Origin of the sequence: Butyrivibrio sp. MC2013, assembly GCF_000424585.1 — a bacterium.
GTDB lineage: Bacteria > Bacillota > Clostridia > Lachnospirales > Lachnospiraceae > Butyrivibrio.
The window spans coordinates 232,206-248,497 of sequence record NZ_AUKE01000005.1 but is presented as its reverse complement, the minus strand read 5'-3'; the positions used below and the strand labels follow the sequence as shown (position 1 = coordinate 248,497).

The 16,292-nt window shown below is 44.4% G+C and carries 14 protein-coding genes; 12 read left to right on the top strand and 2 right to left on the bottom strand.

Annotated elements, in window-relative coordinates; all coding sequences use genetic code 11:
* The first annotated feature begins 495 nt into the window (after positions 1 to 495).
* From rpsF to dnaB, 6 genes are all read left to right on the top strand, one after another.
* Positions 496 to 786 carry a 30S ribosomal protein S6 gene (gene rpsF / locus G636_RS0103730; RefSeq protein ID WP_026506935.1) on the top strand — a complete coding sequence of 97 codons (291 nt, stop codon included), beginning with the start codon at positions 496 to 498 and terminating at the stop codon, positions 784 to 786.
* Positions 787 to 800: 14 nt separating this feature from the next.
* Positions 801 to 1,259 carry a single-stranded DNA-binding protein gene (locus G636_RS0103725; RefSeq protein WP_026506934.1) on the top strand — a complete coding sequence of 153 codons (459 nt, stop codon included), beginning with the start codon at positions 801 to 803 and terminating at the stop codon, positions 1,257 to 1,259.
* Between the two features lie 23 nt (positions 1,260 to 1,282).
* Positions 1,283 to 1,540 carry a 30S ribosomal protein S18 gene (gene rpsR / locus G636_RS0103720; RefSeq protein WP_026506933.1) on the top strand — a complete coding sequence of 86 codons (258 nt, stop codon included), beginning with the start codon at positions 1,283 to 1,285 and terminating at the stop codon, positions 1,538 to 1,540.
* A gap of 139 nt (positions 1,541 to 1,679) precedes the next feature.
* Complete coding sequence (locus G636_RS0103715) at positions 1,680 to 3,737, top strand: DHH family phosphoesterase (RefSeq protein ID WP_035778648.1); 2,058 nt, start codon at positions 1,680 to 1,682, stop codon at positions 3,735 to 3,737.
* Entirely contained in the window at positions 3,734 to 4,180 is a 447-nt protein-coding gene (gene rplI / locus G636_RS0103710) for a 50S ribosomal protein L9 (protein ID WP_026506931.1), read from the top strand. The genes G636_RS0103715 and rplI overlap by 4 nt, the downstream gene beginning before the upstream one ends.
* A gap of 43 nt (positions 4,181 to 4,223) precedes the next feature.
* Positions 4,224 to 5,564 (top strand): replicative DNA helicase, encoded by a 1,341-nt coding sequence (gene dnaB / locus G636_RS0103705; RefSeq protein WP_026506930.1) that lies wholly within the window; start codon positions 4,224 to 4,226, stop codon positions 5,562 to 5,564.
* A gap of 119 nt (positions 5,565 to 5,683) precedes the next feature.
* Here the strand turns inward: dnaB and G636_RS0103700 are convergent, their stop codons facing one another.
* Positions 5,684 to 5,854, bottom strand: coding sequence for a DUF362 domain-containing protein (locus G636_RS0103700; RefSeq protein ID WP_026506929.1), 171 nt, complete (start codon positions 5,852 to 5,854; stop codon positions 5,684 to 5,686).
* 423 nt (positions 5,855 to 6,277) lie between these two features.
* Between G636_RS0103700 and nifJ the strand changes: the two genes are divergently transcribed.
* Positions 6,278 to 9,817 (top strand): pyruvate:ferredoxin (flavodoxin) oxidoreductase, encoded by a 3,540-nt coding sequence (nifJ, locus tag G636_RS0103695; protein WP_026506928.1) that lies wholly within the window; start codon positions 6,278 to 6,280, stop codon positions 9,815 to 9,817.
* A gap of 161 nt (positions 9,818 to 9,978) precedes the next feature.
* Here nifJ and G636_RS0103690 read toward each other — a convergent pair whose 3' ends face one another.
* A complete protein-coding gene (locus G636_RS0103690; protein WP_196803022.1) occupies positions 9,979 to 10,848 on the bottom strand; it encodes an adaptor protein MecA in 870 nt (289 codons plus the stop codon).
* Positions 10,849 to 11,787: 939 nt separating this feature from the next.
* Between G636_RS0103690 and G636_RS0103685 the strand changes: the two genes are divergently transcribed.
* The 5 genes from G636_RS0103685 (at position 11,788) to G636_RS0103665 (ending at position 16,286) form a co-directional block, all read left to right on the top strand.
* On the top strand, positions 11,788 to 13,521 hold the full coding sequence (locus G636_RS0103685; RefSeq protein WP_026506926.1) for a glycosyl hydrolase family 18 protein: 1,734 nt from the start codon (positions 11,788 to 11,790) through the stop codon (positions 13,519 to 13,521).
* Positions 13,522 to 13,608: 87 nt separating this feature from the next.
* Positions 13,609 to 14,667 carry an L-threonylcarbamoyladenylate synthase gene (locus tag G636_RS0103680; RefSeq protein WP_026506925.1) on the top strand — a complete coding sequence of 353 codons (1,059 nt, stop codon included), beginning with the start codon at positions 13,609 to 13,611 and terminating at the stop codon, positions 14,665 to 14,667.
* 35 nt (positions 14,668 to 14,702) lie between these two features.
* On the top strand, positions 14,703 to 15,137 hold the full coding sequence (rpiB, locus tag G636_RS0103675; RefSeq protein WP_026506924.1) for a ribose 5-phosphate isomerase B: 435 nt from the start codon (positions 14,703 to 14,705) through the stop codon (positions 15,135 to 15,137).
* Positions 15,138 to 15,158: 21 nt separating this feature from the next.
* Positions 15,159 to 15,788, top strand: a complete 630-nt coding sequence (upp, locus tag G636_RS0103670) for a uracil phosphoribosyltransferase (RefSeq protein WP_026506923.1) — start codon at positions 15,159 to 15,161, stop codon at positions 15,786 to 15,788.
* A gap of 15 nt (positions 15,789 to 15,803) precedes the next feature.
* Positions 15,804 to 16,286 (top strand): deoxycytidylate deaminase, encoded by a 483-nt coding sequence (locus G636_RS0103665; protein ID WP_026506922.1) that lies wholly within the window; start codon positions 15,804 to 15,806, stop codon positions 16,284 to 16,286.
* Positions 16,287 to 16,292: the final 6 nt, after the last annotated feature.

Sequence of the window (16,292 nt, the reverse complement as noted above, 5' to 3'; positions counted from 1 at the left end):
TTCCACGGTCCTATTGACAGGCTCGCTTTCCTGCGCGCGAAGTCTACGCCGATAACGGGGAACTGAACATGAGTTACAGTCATACCGTTATCGAATCTCCATTGTACGCAGGAAAGACACTACATTCTGTACTGATACATGAACATAACCTGGGGCTCTGCCCCAGACCTCGGCCTCCTCCAAAGAACTGAATCTTGGTGCTCTGGCTCACAGGGATGTTCACTCGTTATCGAAGGAAGCGCCGCCTTAAGTGTAAGAGTAAATTCCACGTAAGATGAAGTGGAATTTGGTGTAAGACTAAATTCAACTTTCACCCCTTTGAAGTGGAATTTAACTTTTCACTTCATACAAAATACGGAGGCATAAAAAATTACTTGCAATAAATAACACCTTGTGCTAGAATAAAACTCCGTGATATAAATTCCTTGCTTCTGCTGCGGTGACGAGCCGCTTATGCAAGTAGAAGCCAGAGACCAAAAGGAGGTAACAAACAGCATGAACAAGTACGAATTAGCCGTTGTTGTCAGCGCAGGTGTTGATGACGAGCAGAAGACTGCCGCTGTTGATAAGTGCAAGGCACTGATCGAGCGTTTTGGCGGTACAGTGACAAATGTCGACGATTGGGGTAAGAAGAAGCTTGCTTACGAGATCGAGAAGCAGACAGAAGGTTTCTACTACTTCATTCACTTTGATGCTGAGCCCACTGCTCCCGCAGAGATCGAGCACCGTGTTCGCATCGTAGACAATGTCATCAGATACTTATGCGTTAGAAGCGACGAGGCATAAGAAAGAGGACTAAAATGAATAAAGTTATACTTATGGGACGCTTAACAAGAGATCCGGAGGTTAGATACAGCCAGGGTGATACACCTCTTGCAATTGCAAGATACTCACTGGCGGTCGACAGACGTTTTGCCAGAAGGGGACAGGGAGATGACCAGCAGACAGCTGATTTTATCAACTGTGTTGCATTTGGCAAGTCCGGTGAATTTGCAGAGAAATATCTGCATAAGGGCACCAAGATCTGTGTATCCGGCAGGATCCAGACAGGCTCTTATACCAACAAAGATGGTGTCAAAGTATATACTACAGAAGTTGTTGTAGAAGATCAGGAATTCGCAGAGAGTAAGAATTCAAATGGTGGCTCTGATTATCAGGCTCCTAATGGTTCATCTGCTCCTGCAGCTGGTCAGGGAACGGCAGTTGATGGATTTATGAATATTCCTGAAGGAATCGATGAGGATTTGCCGTTCAATTGATTATTCGAATAGGAGGCAATCAAATGGCTTTCAATAAGGACAGAGCTGATGCACCTCGCAGAAAGGGCGGCATGCACAGAAGGAAAAAGGTATGCGTGTTCTGCGGTAAGGATCATGCAATTGATTTCAAGGATGCAGCTACACTTAGAAAGTATATTTCTGAGAGCGGCAAGATTCTTCCCAGAAGGATCACCGGTAACTGCGCTAAGCACCAGAGAGAGATCACTGTTGCTATCAAGAGAGCAAGACACCTTGCGATCATGCCCTACGTACAGGACTAATTCCTGCAAGGCATATAATTGATTTTGAAGACACTTTTTAGAGATAATTCTAAGAAGTGTCTTTTTTAGCGTAAATTTGGGGGAATGCAAGCTAGAGGATTACATGGTATAATGCAGGATAGGAGTGGAGGGGAATTCTATGAAAAAAAGCAAAATCAGGCTTAAGGGGCGTCTTAAGACTTTCTTATCCGTTTTTACTTATCTTACTATGTTCCTGTGGGTTGTGAACATCGCCGTATTTGCCTTTGGTGGTCTTCATGCAGGGCTTATTCTTGCTATTTTTTCAATATGCTATTCTATTGTAGTAATACTGATGAATGTCCGCACGAGGCCGCTGATAATGAACGAGCTTATCAGCTTTGCTACTGAGTATGGTCAGATCCAGAAGACTTTACTAAGGGAGATGGACCTTGCAAGTTGTCTTATTGATGAGACCGGCAGGATTGTGTGGACTAACATAGAATTTGAGAAGATCATACATGAGGAAAAGGGCTGTCATAAGCCTATAAGTAACTTTTTTCCCACTGTGACTGTTGATAAATTCCCCATGGAAGCGGATGAGGAGGTCCAGATGGATCTGGACTATGGTCAGTCCAATTATTCACTGAGGATGAGGCATATTCCTCTTTCTGAGATTGGAAGGAATAGTGATATCATAGATACCGATGATTATGAAGGCTATCTGATCATGCTCTATCTCTTTGATGAGACTGCTCTGAAGCTGGCTGTACAGGAGATAGATGATCAGTCTCTGGCATCGGGCCTTATCTACCTTGACAATTATGATGAAGCACTGGCTAGTGTCGAGGAAGTCAGGAGATCTCTCTTGATCGCTCTGATCGATAGGAAGATCAATAAGTATATTGCAAGATCTAACGGCATAGTTACCAAGACGGAAAAGGACAAGTATTTTGTCATCATGCCAAAGAAGAGTTTGCAGCAGCTGCAGGAGTCCAGATTTGACATCCTTGATGAAGTCAAGAATGTGAGCATTGGTAATGAGATGGGAGTGACTCTTAGTATAGGCGTAGGTGTTAACGGTCTGTCTTATGCGCAGAATTATGAATTTGCAAGGACTGCTATTGATCTGGCTCTTGGACGAGGAGGAGATCAGGCAGTAGTGAAGTCTCCTGATAACCTTGTATATTACGGAGGCAAGAGTCAGCAGGTAGAGAAGAGTACCAGGGTCAAAGCAAGAGTGAAGGCTCACGCCCTTAGAGAGATTATCATGGCCAATGATACAGTTCTGGTCATGGGACACAGAATGGGAGATGTGGACAGCTTTGGTGCTTCCATTGGTATATATCGTATTACCAAATCTCTTGAGAAAAATTGTCATATAGTATTAAATGATGTGACCACATCCATAAAGCCCTTATTGGATCTCTTCAAATCCAACAGCGAATATTCCGAGGATATGATCGTAGGTTCCCAGCAGGCTATTGAGATGATGGGAAGGAAGACAGTCCTTATTGTGGTAGATGTTAACAGACCCTCTATCACTGACTGCCCGGAACTTTTGAGAAACTGCAAGAATATAGTAGTTCTTGACCACCACAGGCAGGGAAGTGAGACAATTGAGAATGCTACTCTTTCGTATGTAGAGCCCTATGCGTCATCAGCCTGTGAAATGGTATCTGAGATCCTTCAGTATATCGGGGATGATGTGAAGATGACCTCTCTTGAGGCAGACTGCATGTATTCGGGAATAGTAGTAGATACCAATAACTTTATGCAAAAGACCGGTGTCAGGACCTTTGAAGCTGCAGCTTTTCTGCGAAGACACGGTGCAGATGTTATCAGGGTGAGAAAGCTGTTCCGGGAAAATGCTGAGGAATACAAGGCAAAAGCTGATGCTGTAAGTCAGGCTGAGATATACAAGGGTGTGTATGCTATTTCCACCTGTAGCAGTGAGGATATCGATAGTCCTACTGTAATAGGCGCCCAGGCAGCTAATGAACTGCTCAATATCAAGGGCATCAAGGCAAGCTTTGTATGTACTCATTATCAGAATACGGTCTATGTCAGCGCCAGGTCTATAGATGAAGTAAATGTTCAGGTGATCATGGAGAGACTGGGCGGCGGTGGACATATGACCGTGGCCGGTTGCCAGATGGAGAGTATCACAGTGACAGAGGCGATCGGCATCATTAAGGAAACACTAGATAAAATGATAGAGGAAGGTGAGATCAAATGAAAGTAATCTTATTGGATGATGTTAAATCTCTTGGCAAAAAGGGAGATATTGTAAATGTAAGTGATGGTTATGCCAACAACATGCTCTTTAAGAAAAAACTGGGTGTTGAAGCCACTCCTGCCAATATGTCCAAGCTTAAGGCGGAAAAAAAGTACGAGGAGAAAATGGCTCAGGAAAAGCTGGATGCAGCAAAAGCCTTTGCTGCAGATATGGATGGCAAGGTCCTAAAGCTGACACTTAAGACAGGTGAGGGCGGCAAGTCTTTTGGTTCTATATCCAGCAAGGAAATCGCTCAGGCAGCCAAGGACCAGTATGATATGGAGATTGACAAGAAAAAGATCGTACTGGCAGATGCCATCAAGACCTGCGGTGAATATGAAGTGGCTGTTAAGCTTCATCCTCAGGTGACAGGAAAATTAAAGCTTGAGATCAGCGAAGCGTGATCGCAGAAGCTGGATAGAATAAAAGTCAGGGGTTTTATCTTGTATGGCTGATGAAGAATTGATGCTTAAAAGAGTCCCGCCACACAGCCAAGAAGCTGAGCAGTCCGTAGTAGGTGCCATGATCATGGACGTGGAGGCTATAGAGATTGCAACGGAGTATATCACCGGTGATGATTTCTATAACAGGCAGCTGGGAGTCTTTTTTGATACTATTGCAGAACTGAATAGAGAGGGTAAACCTGTTGATCAGATCACCCTTCAGGAGAGATTGTTAGAGAAAAATGTTCCGCCGGAGTATTCATCGACAGAATATATACTCAGGCTGGTATCGGGAGTCCCTACTTCTGCCAATGTCAAATACTACTCTCAGATCGTGAGCTCCAAGGCGACGCTCCGAAAACTTATCAAAGTGTGTGAGACTACCAGCAGTAATTGCTACCAGGGAACAGATAATCTGGAGACTATACTGGCAAATGTTGAGAAGGATATATTCAACGTAGTCCAGCAGAAGAAGGGCGGAGACTATGTGCCTATCAGGGATGTAGTTGTCAACGCTTTGAACAAGATCGCAGCAGCCAGTAAAAATGGCGGAGCGGTAACAGGCATAGCTACGGGATTTACGGATCTGGATTATGATACTGCCGGCTTCCAGCCCTCGGATCTGATACTGATAGCGGCCAGGCCTTCAATGGGTAAGACGGCATTTGCGCTTAACATAGCAGAGTATATGGCGTTCAGATCAGGTGAGACCTGTGCTATATTCTCGCTGGAAATGAGTAAGGAGCAGCTGGTCAACAGACTATTGGCGATGGAATCCCATGTTGAAGCTCAGAGCCTTAGAACAGGTAAGATGAGTGATGGTGAATGGGAACAGCTCATCGACAGTGCGGATATGATCGGTGCCTCCAATCTGATAATAGATGATACCCCCGGTATCTCAGTCCAGGAGTTAAGGTCCAAGTGCAGAAAGTATAAGATCGAGCATGATCTAAAGATCATATTCATAGATTACCTTCAGCTGATGACCAGCGGAGGTAAGGGATCCGAATCCAGGCAGCAGGAGATTGCGGAAATATCAAGATCACTCAAGGCTCTGGCCAGGGAACTGAATGTGCCTGTTGTAGCTCTGTCACAGCTTTCCCGAGCAGTAGAACAAAGACCGGACCACAGACCTATGATGTCCGACCTTCGTGAATCCGGAGCTATCGAGCAGGATGCGGATATGGTCATGTTCATATACAGAGATGACTACTATAATAAGGATTCTGAGAAAAAGGGAATTGCGGAGATCATTATAGCCAAGCAGAGAAACGGCCCTATCGGAACAGTGGATCTGCTCTGGATGCCCAAGTTTACCAAATTTGCAAATCTTGAAAGGCATTAATATTTTTATGCGCCCTCATAATGCTTTGCTTGCAGCAAGCTTATGAGGGCGCAGACATAAAAAGCCCGGCAGAATGATCTGCCGGGCTTAATTCACCTGTTCATATCAGGTTTATGAAATTATCCCTGAGAGATAGCGGAAACAGGGCACTGTGCAGCGCATGAACCGCAATCGATACATGTGTTTGCATCGATCTCGTACTGGGAATCTCCCTGAGAGATAGCGGAAACAGGGCACTGTGCAGCACAAGAACCGCAGCTGATGCAGGAATCGCTAATAACGTATGCCATTGTCTTAATCTCCTTCCTATATCAATAAAACTATTATGGACCGGTACAAAATATATATCGGCCTCATCTGCCGCTTATAGTTTATATCAATTTGAATATTTTATCAAGAGAAGTTATGTGTTATTTAATCATCCGTGTCTTTTAATGGTATATTTAATGAGACAGATAGAGGAAAAAAATCATGTAAAAAACTAGCTTATGTCGGGCTTTGCAAGGCTTACGGTAATTGACATTAATCTGTCATAATGCTACCATGATATGTGCAGCAATATATTTGGCTGCTGTTTATTTTTTGCGCTTTTGTGGCAAAAATTGCGCAAGCTTCTTAATCAGTTCGTTGTGGAAAACGGCAATTGTATAAGCAAGAACCTTTTTCTATCAATATGCCAAAGATCATACTATATCTAAGTAGGAGGAAAAAAAATGGCAAGAAACATGAAAACCATGGACGGTAACGAAGCAGCTGCATACGCTTCATATGCGTATACAGAAGTTGCCGCTATGTACCCTATCACACCTTCATCAGTTATGCCAGAGCATGTTGATGAATGGGCTACGGCAGGAAAGAAGAACATCTTCGGCCGCAGCGTTCAGATTACTGAAATGCAGGCAGAGAGTGGTGCAGCAGGTGCTGTACACGGTGCACTTGTAGCAGGTGCTCTCACATCTACATATACTGCATCCCAGGGTCTGCTTCTTATGATTCCCGATCTCTACAAGGTTGCCGGTGAGCGTCTTCCCGGTGTATTCAATGTATCTGCAAGATGCGTTGCCAGCCACGCGCTCAACATCTTCGGCGATCATTCCGATGTTTACGCATGTCGTCAGACAGGTGCTGCTATGCTTTGCGAATCTTCCGTACAGGAAGTTATGGACCTGACACCTGTTGCATATATGTCCGCTATCGAAGGCAAGCTTCCTTTCATCAACTTCTTTGATGGATTCCGTACATCTCACGAGATCCAGAAGATCGAAGTATGGTCAGATGAGGATCTGAAGAGCTTTGCTGATTTCGATGCTATTGATGATTTCAAGAAGAACGCTCTGAACCCTAACCATCCTCGTCAGATGGGATCTGCTCAGAACCCTGATATCTTCTTCCAGACCAGAGAGTCTTGCAACTCTGCATACGATGCTATCCCTGCTATCGTTCAGAAGGCTATGGACAAGGTCAATGCCAAGATCGGTACAGACTACAAGCTCTTTAATTACTACGGCGCAGCTGATGCTGAGACAGTTATCGTTGCTATGGGTTCTGTTAACGATACTATTGAAGAGACAATCGATTACCTTGAGAAGCAGGGTGAGAAGGTCGGCGTAGTTAAGGTAAGACTGTATCGTCCTTTCGCTACAAAGGCATTCGTTGATGCTATTCCTGCAACTGTTAAGAGAATCGAAGTTCTCGACAGAACAAAGGAGCCCGGATCACTTCATGAGCCTCTTGCTCTTGATGTTATCTCTGCACTTAAGGGAACTAAGTTCGAGACAGTTCCTGTATTCTGCGGTCGTTACGGACTTGGTTCCAAGGATACTACTCCTAACCAGATCGTTGCTGTATTCCACAACGATTCCAAGCCTGAATTCACAATCGGTATCAATGATGATGTTACTAATCTGTCACTGGATGCAGGTGCTCCCCTTGTTACTACTCCTGAGGGAACCACAAACTGCAAGTTCTGGGGTCTTGGCGCAGACGGTACTGTAGGTGCTAACAAGAACTCCATCAAGATCATCGGTGACAATACAGACATGTATGCTCAGGCATATTTTGACTATGACTCCAAGAAGTCCGGTGGTGTTACCATGTCTCACCTGAGATTCGGTAAGAAGCCCATCAAGTCAACATACCTGATCAAGACAGCTAACTTTGTTGCTTGCCACAATCCTTCTTATATCCGTAAGTTCAACATGGTACAGGAGATCGTAGATGGCGGCTCATTCCTGCTGAACTGCCCTTGGTCCGTTGAAGATCTTGAGAAAGAGATTCCCGGCCAGGTTAAGAAGTACATGTATGATCACAAGATCAACTTCTATATCATGAATGGTTCCAAGATCGGTGTAGAAGTTGGTATGGGTCCTACAAGGATCAATACAATCCTTCAGTCCGCATTCTTCACTATTACAGAGATCATTCCTAAGGAAGATGCTATCAAGTTCATGAAGGATGCTGCTCAGAAGACATACGGCCGTAAGGGTCAGGATGTCGTTGAGAAGAACTGGAAGGCTATTGATGCCGGTGCAGATCCCAAGAACCTGATCAAGGTTGAGATTCCTGAATCCTGGAAGGATGGAGTTGATGAAGGCCTTGAGTTTACAGTTGCCAAGGGTGATCGTAAGGACGTTGTCGATTTCGTTAACAACATCCAGTCCAAGGTTAACGCTCAGGAAGGTAACAACCTGAAGGTTTCTGAGGTTGCTCCTTATACAGACGGTTCTACACCTTCCGGATCATCTGCATTCGAGAAGCGTGGTATTGCTGTTAACGTTCCTGAATGGAATCCTGAGAAGTGTATCCAGTGTACATTCTGTTCTTTGGTATGTCCTCACGCAGCAATCCGTCCTGTAGCTATGACAGCAGAAGAAGCAGCAAATGCTCCTAAGGATATGAAGCTGGTTGACCTTAAGGGTATGGATGGCTACAAGTTTGGTATCACTGTATCCGCTCTTGACTGTACAGGATGCGGATCTTGTGCAAATATCTGTCCTGGCAACATGCAGGAGAAGGTTACTCTTGTTATGGGTGCTCTTGCTAAGAACCAGTGGCAGCAGGAAGGCTTCGATTATGCAGTAACTCTTCCTACCAAGAAGGATGTTGCTGAGCACTTCAAGACATCCACAATCAAGGGAACTCAGTTCCTCAAGCCTCTCCTTGAGTTCTCAGGCGCTTGCGCAGGCTGCGGTGAGACACCTTACATCAAGCTGGCTACACAGCTCTTTGGTGACAGGATGTATATTGCAAATGCTACAGGATGTACTTCAATTTGGGGTAACTCCTCACCTTCTACTCCTTACACTGTAAACGAGGAAGGTCACGGTCCTGCATGGGATAACTCCCTCTTCGAGGACAATGCTGAGTTCGGTTTCGGTATGCTGCTTGCTCAGAACGCTCTGCGTGATGAGGTTAAGGAGCAGGCTGAGAAGCTTGCAGAAGCAGGCAATGCTGCAGCTCAGAAGTATCTTGATACATTTGCTAATGGCGATACAAATACAGCTGCTACAAACGAGATGCTTGAGTCTATCGCATCTGATAACAGCGAAGCTGCTACATTCATCAAGAAGAATAAGGATTTCGCAGCTAAGAAGTCACAGTGGATCATCGGTGGTGACGGATGGGCATTCGATATCGGTTTCGGCGGTCTGGATCACGTTCTGGCTTCCGGTAAGGATATTAACGTTCTGGTTGTTAACACTGAGGTTTACTCTAACACAGGCGGACAGGCTTCCAAGGCTACACCTATCGGTGCTGTAGCACAGTTTGCTGCCGGTGGTAAGGCTATCAAGCAGAAGGATCTTGCTTCCATCGCTATGAGCTATGGCTATGTATACGTTGCTCAGGTAGCTATGGGTGCTAACATGAACCAGACACTGCAGGCTCTTCGTGAGGCTGAGGCTTATCCGGGTCCTTCACTGGTTATCTGCTATGCTCCTTGTATCAACCATGGTATCAAGGTTAACGGCGGTATGACAGGTGTTATGACTGAGGAGAAGAGAGCCGTTGAGTGCGGTTACTGGAATCTGTTCAGATTCAACCCTGCTGCAGAAGGCAAGAAGCTTACAGTTGACTTCAACAAGACTAAGCCTGAGAACTACCAGGAATTCCTGGATGGCGAGGTTCGTTACATGTCACTGAGAAAGGCTAATCCTGCAAATGCAGATTCCTACTATGCACAGAATGCACAGAATGCTAAGGATCACCTTACATATCTGGAGCGTCTGGCAGAGATGTATGATCCTGCAAACTAATAGATGATCTCGTAAGAGCATTATCAGGGGCATCCCATATGGGATGCCCCTTTTTTGATCATTAACTGATAAAAATAATTAAGGCATTATAAAAGGAGCTACGCCGGCGATGGATCATCTGCCGTGATAGCTCCATAAAATATCTTGCATGGAAGGGATTCTTAAAAAGATCCTGCTTCGGAAAGCTTTTGAAGTGCATGTCCTGCGATTATAACAGGGAAGTGCTCTTCAAGATAATCGGGACTTCTCCTTATGGTGTTGTCCTCGTGAGAGTACTCTCCCAGTAACCTGCACATATTGATATAGGCTCTGTTGTCAGGGTCTCCATAGAGGGCCAGAAGATAGGAACCTGATTCCGGATCTCTAAATAGTGTAGATCTTCCTTCATAATTTGAGGGGATTACAGATACCAGCTGCAGTACATCGTGCATAGCATTTAGCCTGAAACACTTTACTGTCATGGACTTGTCATAAGACAGTTTGGAAGATCCTGAACTTGTGGAGGATTTCTTCTGGAGTTTTTCTGTAGCATCATCAAGAAAACCCGAGAAATCACCATCCTGGAGCTTTTGGAAGAGGTCCATTACTTCGCTTTCCTCGTCTTCATAGGCGCTGTCTGCAAAGTCAGTCTCATTATTCTCATATGAAGAGTTTGCATCAGAAACAGAAGGACCGAACTGGGAAAAGCGTGTATCAAGCTCTTCAGGGTCTTCAGATTTAGTGATGACCAGTACAATGCACTCAGAATTGATGGGAATAGCCTCTATCATAAGTGGAACATCTTCTGAGTTAAAGCCAAAACGTGTATTTGCTTGATCCATCATCTCCTGAAAAAGCTCGCGTGCTTTCTCAGTACCATAAGCAAGCTCGCTTACTTTGAGCTGACGCCTTGCCAGATCTTCCTTGGTAAGTGTGCAGCGGATCTGATGGTCATTTACTTTCTCGATTTTCATATCAGTTCCTCCGTTTCCTCCTGCAGATGTTAGCAGGAATTCATCCGTGAAATCCGATTCGGGAACTATTGTTGACATCTTTCCTATAATGGGCCCGAACATAGCTGATGATACATTCTGGCTGCATTTGTGTCAACTTACGAGTATGATAAATTCATTATTTGTATCGGTAGGAAGGACTCATAATTGCAGACTAAGATACAAAATTAATATTTTTTTATTATGAAAAAATGACTTGAATTATAAATAACAGTCATATATAATAATTTCTCGTGAGATACCTTTCCAGATTACGTATCCGGAAAGGGGTGATTATTTTCTAAGAGATATTTCTACAAGAGATTCCGGTGTTTCTGCCGGGATGTTCAGCTGATTATTTTATAATGCTTGATCTTATTTTGGAGAGTTGTTGTCCGCACTCTGCTTATATTTTCTGCATTTATATTTCAGTACCTGAAAGAGCGCCTTATGTGTGCTTTCTCTATGTAATTTCCATATCTCTATCATTAAACAACTATTTTGTGCAATGCTTTCTCATTGCGGGGGGATTCTATTAAATCACAATATTTTCCCAATCTATTTGATCTATTTTAATCAGATACAGAAAGGTGTCTCATATTCATAGGAAGAGCTTTGGCAAATAGCGCAGAAAGGATTTATATCACGGAAGATTGTCCTTTTGGTAGATGTTATTACATGAAGCTTCAGAAACACGCATTTACTGCGTGTTTCGTGAGAACATGAAGCTGGCAAATAGGCCCAGCGGCCCTAGCCGCTCTCAAATGGCCTATTTGCATACATTCTTGGATATTTTATCCAAGAATGTATATATTGTTGAGCCTTGGCCCAGGAATATATGGCTGGTGCCGGCACTTCCTTACTAGCAACAACATACTGGAAAAATTTGCAGGAGGGTCCCGCCTTGGTGCAAAGAAGGAGAAAACATGCATTTACTCCTTTGTATGTGTTAGAATTAAGGATGGTCATGAAGACCAAGTATTAGGCAAGGAGTTAACGATGAAGAAGAAAGCTATACCTGTGATCATAGTGATCATCCTTATTTTGCTGCTGGGAGCAGTATATGCGGGAAATATGGTTATCGAACATTTTGCGTACAGCAAAGAAAAAGCAAATTTATATGAATATTACGGCATGACACAGGAAGATGAAGTGCCGATCATTATGGGCGATGAACTGCTTGAAAACAGGGCACGCATGATAGATGGAAATGTATATATGTCTTTTGCCGATGTGCAGGAGCTTATCAATGACAGATTCTATTACAGCAGTGAGGATGACGAGGTCCTCTATGCTATGGCTGACAGGATCATCTGGGCTGCACCCGGAAGCAGCAACGCGCAGTCCGAAAATGGAAGTGAGATGGACTACGGATTTGAAATAGTAAAGAAAATCGGAGATGAACTCTATCTGGCCATTGAATTTGTAAGGGAATACAGCAGCATGGATTACAGCCTGTACACAGATCCTTACAGGCTGCAGATATATACAAAAGAGGCCACAGAGTCTACTGCCGGCCTGAAAAAGGATACAGCCATCAGACTAAGAGGCGGTATCAAGAGCCCTATATTGGAAGAATTAAAGGCTGGTGACAGGGTAGTGATACTGGAAGAACTGGATGACTGGGCAAGAGTCAAAAGCGCAACATCGATTATCGGATACCTGGAAAAGAAGCATCTAACAGATTATCAGACTGAAAATATAGCAGAGCCTATGCCTTTGTCTGATACTGATTACAGCTCAATAAGCATGGACCGCAAGGTGATCCTTGGCTGGCATATGATAGCCGGGATGGCCGGCAATGATACATTTGACTCAGTTGTCGCAGGAGCAACCAGCCTGAACGTCATTTCACCTACATGGTTTCAGATGTCTGATAATGAAGGTGCTATTGTATCCTTTGCAGAGGATTCGTATGTGGCAAAGGCTCATGACAGAGGAATGAAGGTATGGGCTGCACTGGATAATTTTAATAACCAGGAATTTTTGACATCGGGAAGCACAGGCAGAGTTCTTGCAAGGCGTGATTCCAGGACCACTCTTATAAATAATATAATGTCAGAGCTTAATTCCCACGATATAGACGGCGTTAATGTGGACCTGGAATTTGTGGGAGACAGTGCTCAGCAGATAATAGAAGATAACGGAGAAGATTACATAGAATTTATCAGAGAGCTTTCCATAGCATGCAGAAAAGATTACAAGGTCCTTTCCGTGGATGTACCTGTTCCCTTTGGAAACAGCTATTACCACAGAAAAGAACTGGGAACAGTGTGTGATTATCTGGTGATCATGGGATATGATGAGCACTATGATGGCAGCAGCGAAGCTGGAAGTGTGGCTTCCATATCCTATGTAGAGAATGGCATTCTGGATACTATCGAAGAGGTGGCACCATCCAAGATCATAAACGGCATGCCTACATATACCAGGATCTGGTTCACTACCAGTGACAATCAGGTGACAAGCCAGGCGGGAGGTATGGACTGGGCCGAGGAATATGCTGCATCTCATGGGATGGAGAAGGTATGGGATGAAGAAAACTGTCAGAATTATGCTGAGTATGAGCAAAATGATGGGACCAAAGTACAGATTTGGTTTGAGGATAAGGAGTCCCTGGGGGCAAGGCTTGGTGTCATGAAAGTCAATGACATAGCAGGCGCTGCCATTTGGAAACTGGGATATGAGAATGCGTCCTTTTGGGAAGAGATGGCATCCTATGCAGGGGGATGATCTCGTTCTTTAAATGGGGCTTATTTTGGACGTAGGATACACCTATAGAAATATGAAGATCTCTTAATAATTACAGGAACTAATGATATGAATACTGAGATAATAAAAATAGATGAAAATAATATAGATAAGGACGCAGATCTTGCTCTTCAAAGAGCAGGCAGGATACTGAGGGAAGGGGGGCTTGTCGCATTTCCCACTGAGACTGTCTATGGCCTTGGAGGAGATGCTGCAAATGCTGAGTCATCCAGAAAAATATATGCAGCAAAGGGAAGGCCGTCTGACAACCCACTTATCGTACATATATACAGGACAGAGGACCTATATGAGCTGACAGAGGAGTTGCCCGAAACGGCTCTTAGGCTTGCAAAGGCTTTTTGGCCGGGACCTCTTACTATGATAATCAAAAAGTCTCCTTTTATACCTCTTCAGACTACCGGAGGCCTGGAGACAGTGGCTGTCAGGATGCCCAGTAATAAAATAGCAGCAAAGCTTATAGAGTATGCAGGAGGCTTTGTAGCCGCGCCCAGTGCCAATGCATCCGGAAGACCTTCTCCTACAGTTGCCAAATACTGTATCGAAGATCTGGATGGCAAAGTGGATATGATAATCGACGGAGGAGCTGTTGGCATAGGCCTTGAATCTACCATAGTAGATCTGACTGTGGATACGCCCATGATACTAAGGCCCGGATATATCACAGAGGATATGCTCAGAGATGTCCTGGGGGAGATAGATGTGGACAAGACCATCATAGATTCGTCCTCTAAGGAAAAGCCCAAAGCTCCAGGAATGAAATACAGGCATTATGCTCCCAAGGGAGATCTTACAATAGTAGAAGGAAAGCCTGAAGATGTGGTAGAATATATCAATGGGCAGACGGCTGCTGCGAGAGAGAAGGGGCTTAGGACCGGCGTCATAGCCAGTCATGAGACCGTAGCCATGTATAAGGCTGATTCTATCATGGATGCAGGAAGCAAGGAGGATGAAGAGACTGTTGCAAGACAGCTGTTCATGATCCTGAGAGAATTTGATGATCTTGGGACAGATGTGATCTATTCAGAGTCCTTTGATACAAGCGGCATTGGTCAGGCAATCATGAATCGTCTGTTAAAAGCGGCCGGACAGCACATTATCAGGGTTTGATCCCAATTTACAGTTTTACAAATGGAGGTAAAGAAATGATAGCACTTGGCAGTGACCATGGCGGCTATGCACTTAAGATGTCTGTGATAAAGCATCTTGAGGAGCGAGGATTTGAGGTTAAGGATTTTGGAACCTACAGTGAGGATTCCTGTGATTATCCTGAATTTGCCAGAGCGGCAGCAGAGGCTGTGGCTTCAGGCGAATGCGAAAAGGGTATCGTGATCTGCACAACAGGAATCGGTGTTTCCATTGTTGCAAATAAGACTAAGGGTATCAGATGCGCACTTTGCAGTGAGATCAGTACCGCAAGACTTACAAGAGAGCATAATGATTCCAATATGCTGGCTATGGGCGGCGGCTTTGTAGGACCTGTTCTTGCAAATGAGATTGTAGATACTTTTCTTGATACAGAATTTTCAGGGCTGGAGAAGCACTCCAGAAGAATATCCCAGCTGATGGATATGGAATAAATTCATTAAAGGAGGATTAAAATGTCAAAAGTAGTTATCATGGATCACCCGCTTATCAAACATAAGATAGGTCATATCCGCAGAAAAGAAACAGGAACCAACGAGTTTCGTCAGATCATAAGTGAGATTGCAATGCTGATCTGCTATGAAGCTACCAGAGATCTGGAGCTTCAGGATGTTGAGATAGAGACACCTATTACTACTACTATAGTTCAGGAATTAAAGGGAAGAAAGCTCTGCGTAGTACCGATCCTGAGAGCGGGCCTTGGTATGGTAGACGGAATGCTCTCTCTGATCCCTGCTGCAAAAGTTGGACATATCGGCCTTTACCGTGATCCTGAGACATTAAAGCCTGTTGAATATTACTGCAAGCTGCCCGGAGACGTAGCTGAAAGAGAGATATTCGTAGTAGATCCTATGCTTGCAACAGGCGGATCTTCCGCTGCAGCTATTCAGATGCTCAAGGACAAGGGATGCAAGCATATCCATTTCCTCTGCATCATCGCAGCTCCTGAGGGAATCGAAGCTATAAAGGCTGCTCATCCTGATGTAGACCTCTACGTAGGTACAGTTGATGAGAAGCTTAATGAGCACGGCTACATCGTTCCCGGTCTGGGTGATGCCGGAGACAGAATATTCGGAACCAAATAATATTGAGGTGACCGCATGAAGAGAGAAGATTACATTTCCTGGGATGAATACTTTATGGGGGTTGCCAAGCTCTCGGGAATGAGATCCAAGGATCCCCATACTCAGGTGGGATCATGTATAGTGAGCCAGGATAACAAGATCCTGTCTATGGGTTATAATGGCTTTCCCAGTGGTTGTTCAGATGAAGAGTTTCCCTGGGAGAGAGATGGAGAGGATGAGCTTTCAACCAAATATCCCTATGTAACCCATTCGGAATTAAATGCTATTCTTAATTATCGTGGCGGGTCTTTGGAGGGAGCCAAGCTATATGTTTCTCTTTTTCCTTGCAATGAATGTGCCAAGGCTATAATACAGGCAGGAATCAAGACTGTCATCTATGACAGTGATAAATACAGCAGCTCGGCATCGACCAAAGCATCCAAGAAAATGTTCAATTCAGCGGGAGTTCGTTATTATCAGTACACGGCATCGGGCCGTGTCATAAAGATATCAATATGAGATCAG

Excerpts from the sequence above, each read along its gene's own strand:
- rpsF (WP_026506935.1), top strand. The coding sequence starts at position 496 with ATGAACAAGTACGAATTAGCCGTTGTTGTCAGCGCAGGTGTTGATGAC.
- G636_RS0103725 (WP_026506934.1), top strand. The coding sequence starts at position 801 with ATGAATAAAGTTATACTTATGGGACGCTTAACAAGAGATCCGGAGGTT.
- rpsR (WP_026506933.1), top strand. The coding sequence starts at position 1,283 with ATGGCTTTCAATAAGGACAGAGCTGATGCACCTCGCAGAAAGGGCGGC.
- G636_RS0103715 (WP_035778648.1), top strand. The coding sequence starts at position 1,680 with ATGAAAAAAAGCAAAATCAGGCTTAAGGGGCGTCTTAAGACTTTCTTA.
- rplI (WP_026506931.1), top strand. The coding sequence starts at position 3,734 with ATGAAAGTAATCTTATTGGATGATGTTAAATCTCTTGGCAAAAAGGGA.
- dnaB (WP_026506930.1), top strand. The coding sequence starts at position 4,224 with ATGGCTGATGAAGAATTGATGCTTAAAAGAGTCCCGCCACACAGCCAA.
- G636_RS0103700 (WP_026506929.1), bottom strand. The coding sequence starts at position 5,854 with ATGGCATACGTTATTAGCGATTCCTGCATCAGCTGCGGTTCTTGTGCT.
- nifJ (WP_026506928.1), top strand. The coding sequence starts at position 6,278 with ATGGCAAGAAACATGAAAACCATGGACGGTAACGAAGCAGCTGCATAC.
- G636_RS0103690 (WP_196803022.1), bottom strand. The coding sequence starts at position 10,848 with ATGTCAACAATAGTTCCCGAATCGGATTTCACGGATGAATTCCTGCTA.
- G636_RS0103685 (WP_026506926.1), top strand. The coding sequence starts at position 11,788 with ATGAAGAAGAAAGCTATACCTGTGATCATAGTGATCATCCTTATTTTG.
- G636_RS0103680 (WP_026506925.1), top strand. The coding sequence starts at position 13,609 with ATGAATACTGAGATAATAAAAATAGATGAAAATAATATAGATAAGGAC.
- rpiB (WP_026506924.1), top strand. The coding sequence starts at position 14,703 with ATGATAGCACTTGGCAGTGACCATGGCGGCTATGCACTTAAGATGTCT.
- upp (WP_026506923.1), top strand. The coding sequence starts at position 15,159 with ATGTCAAAAGTAGTTATCATGGATCACCCGCTTATCAAACATAAGATA.
- G636_RS0103665 (WP_026506922.1), top strand. The coding sequence starts at position 15,804 with ATGAAGAGAGAAGATTACATTTCCTGGGATGAATACTTTATGGGGGTT.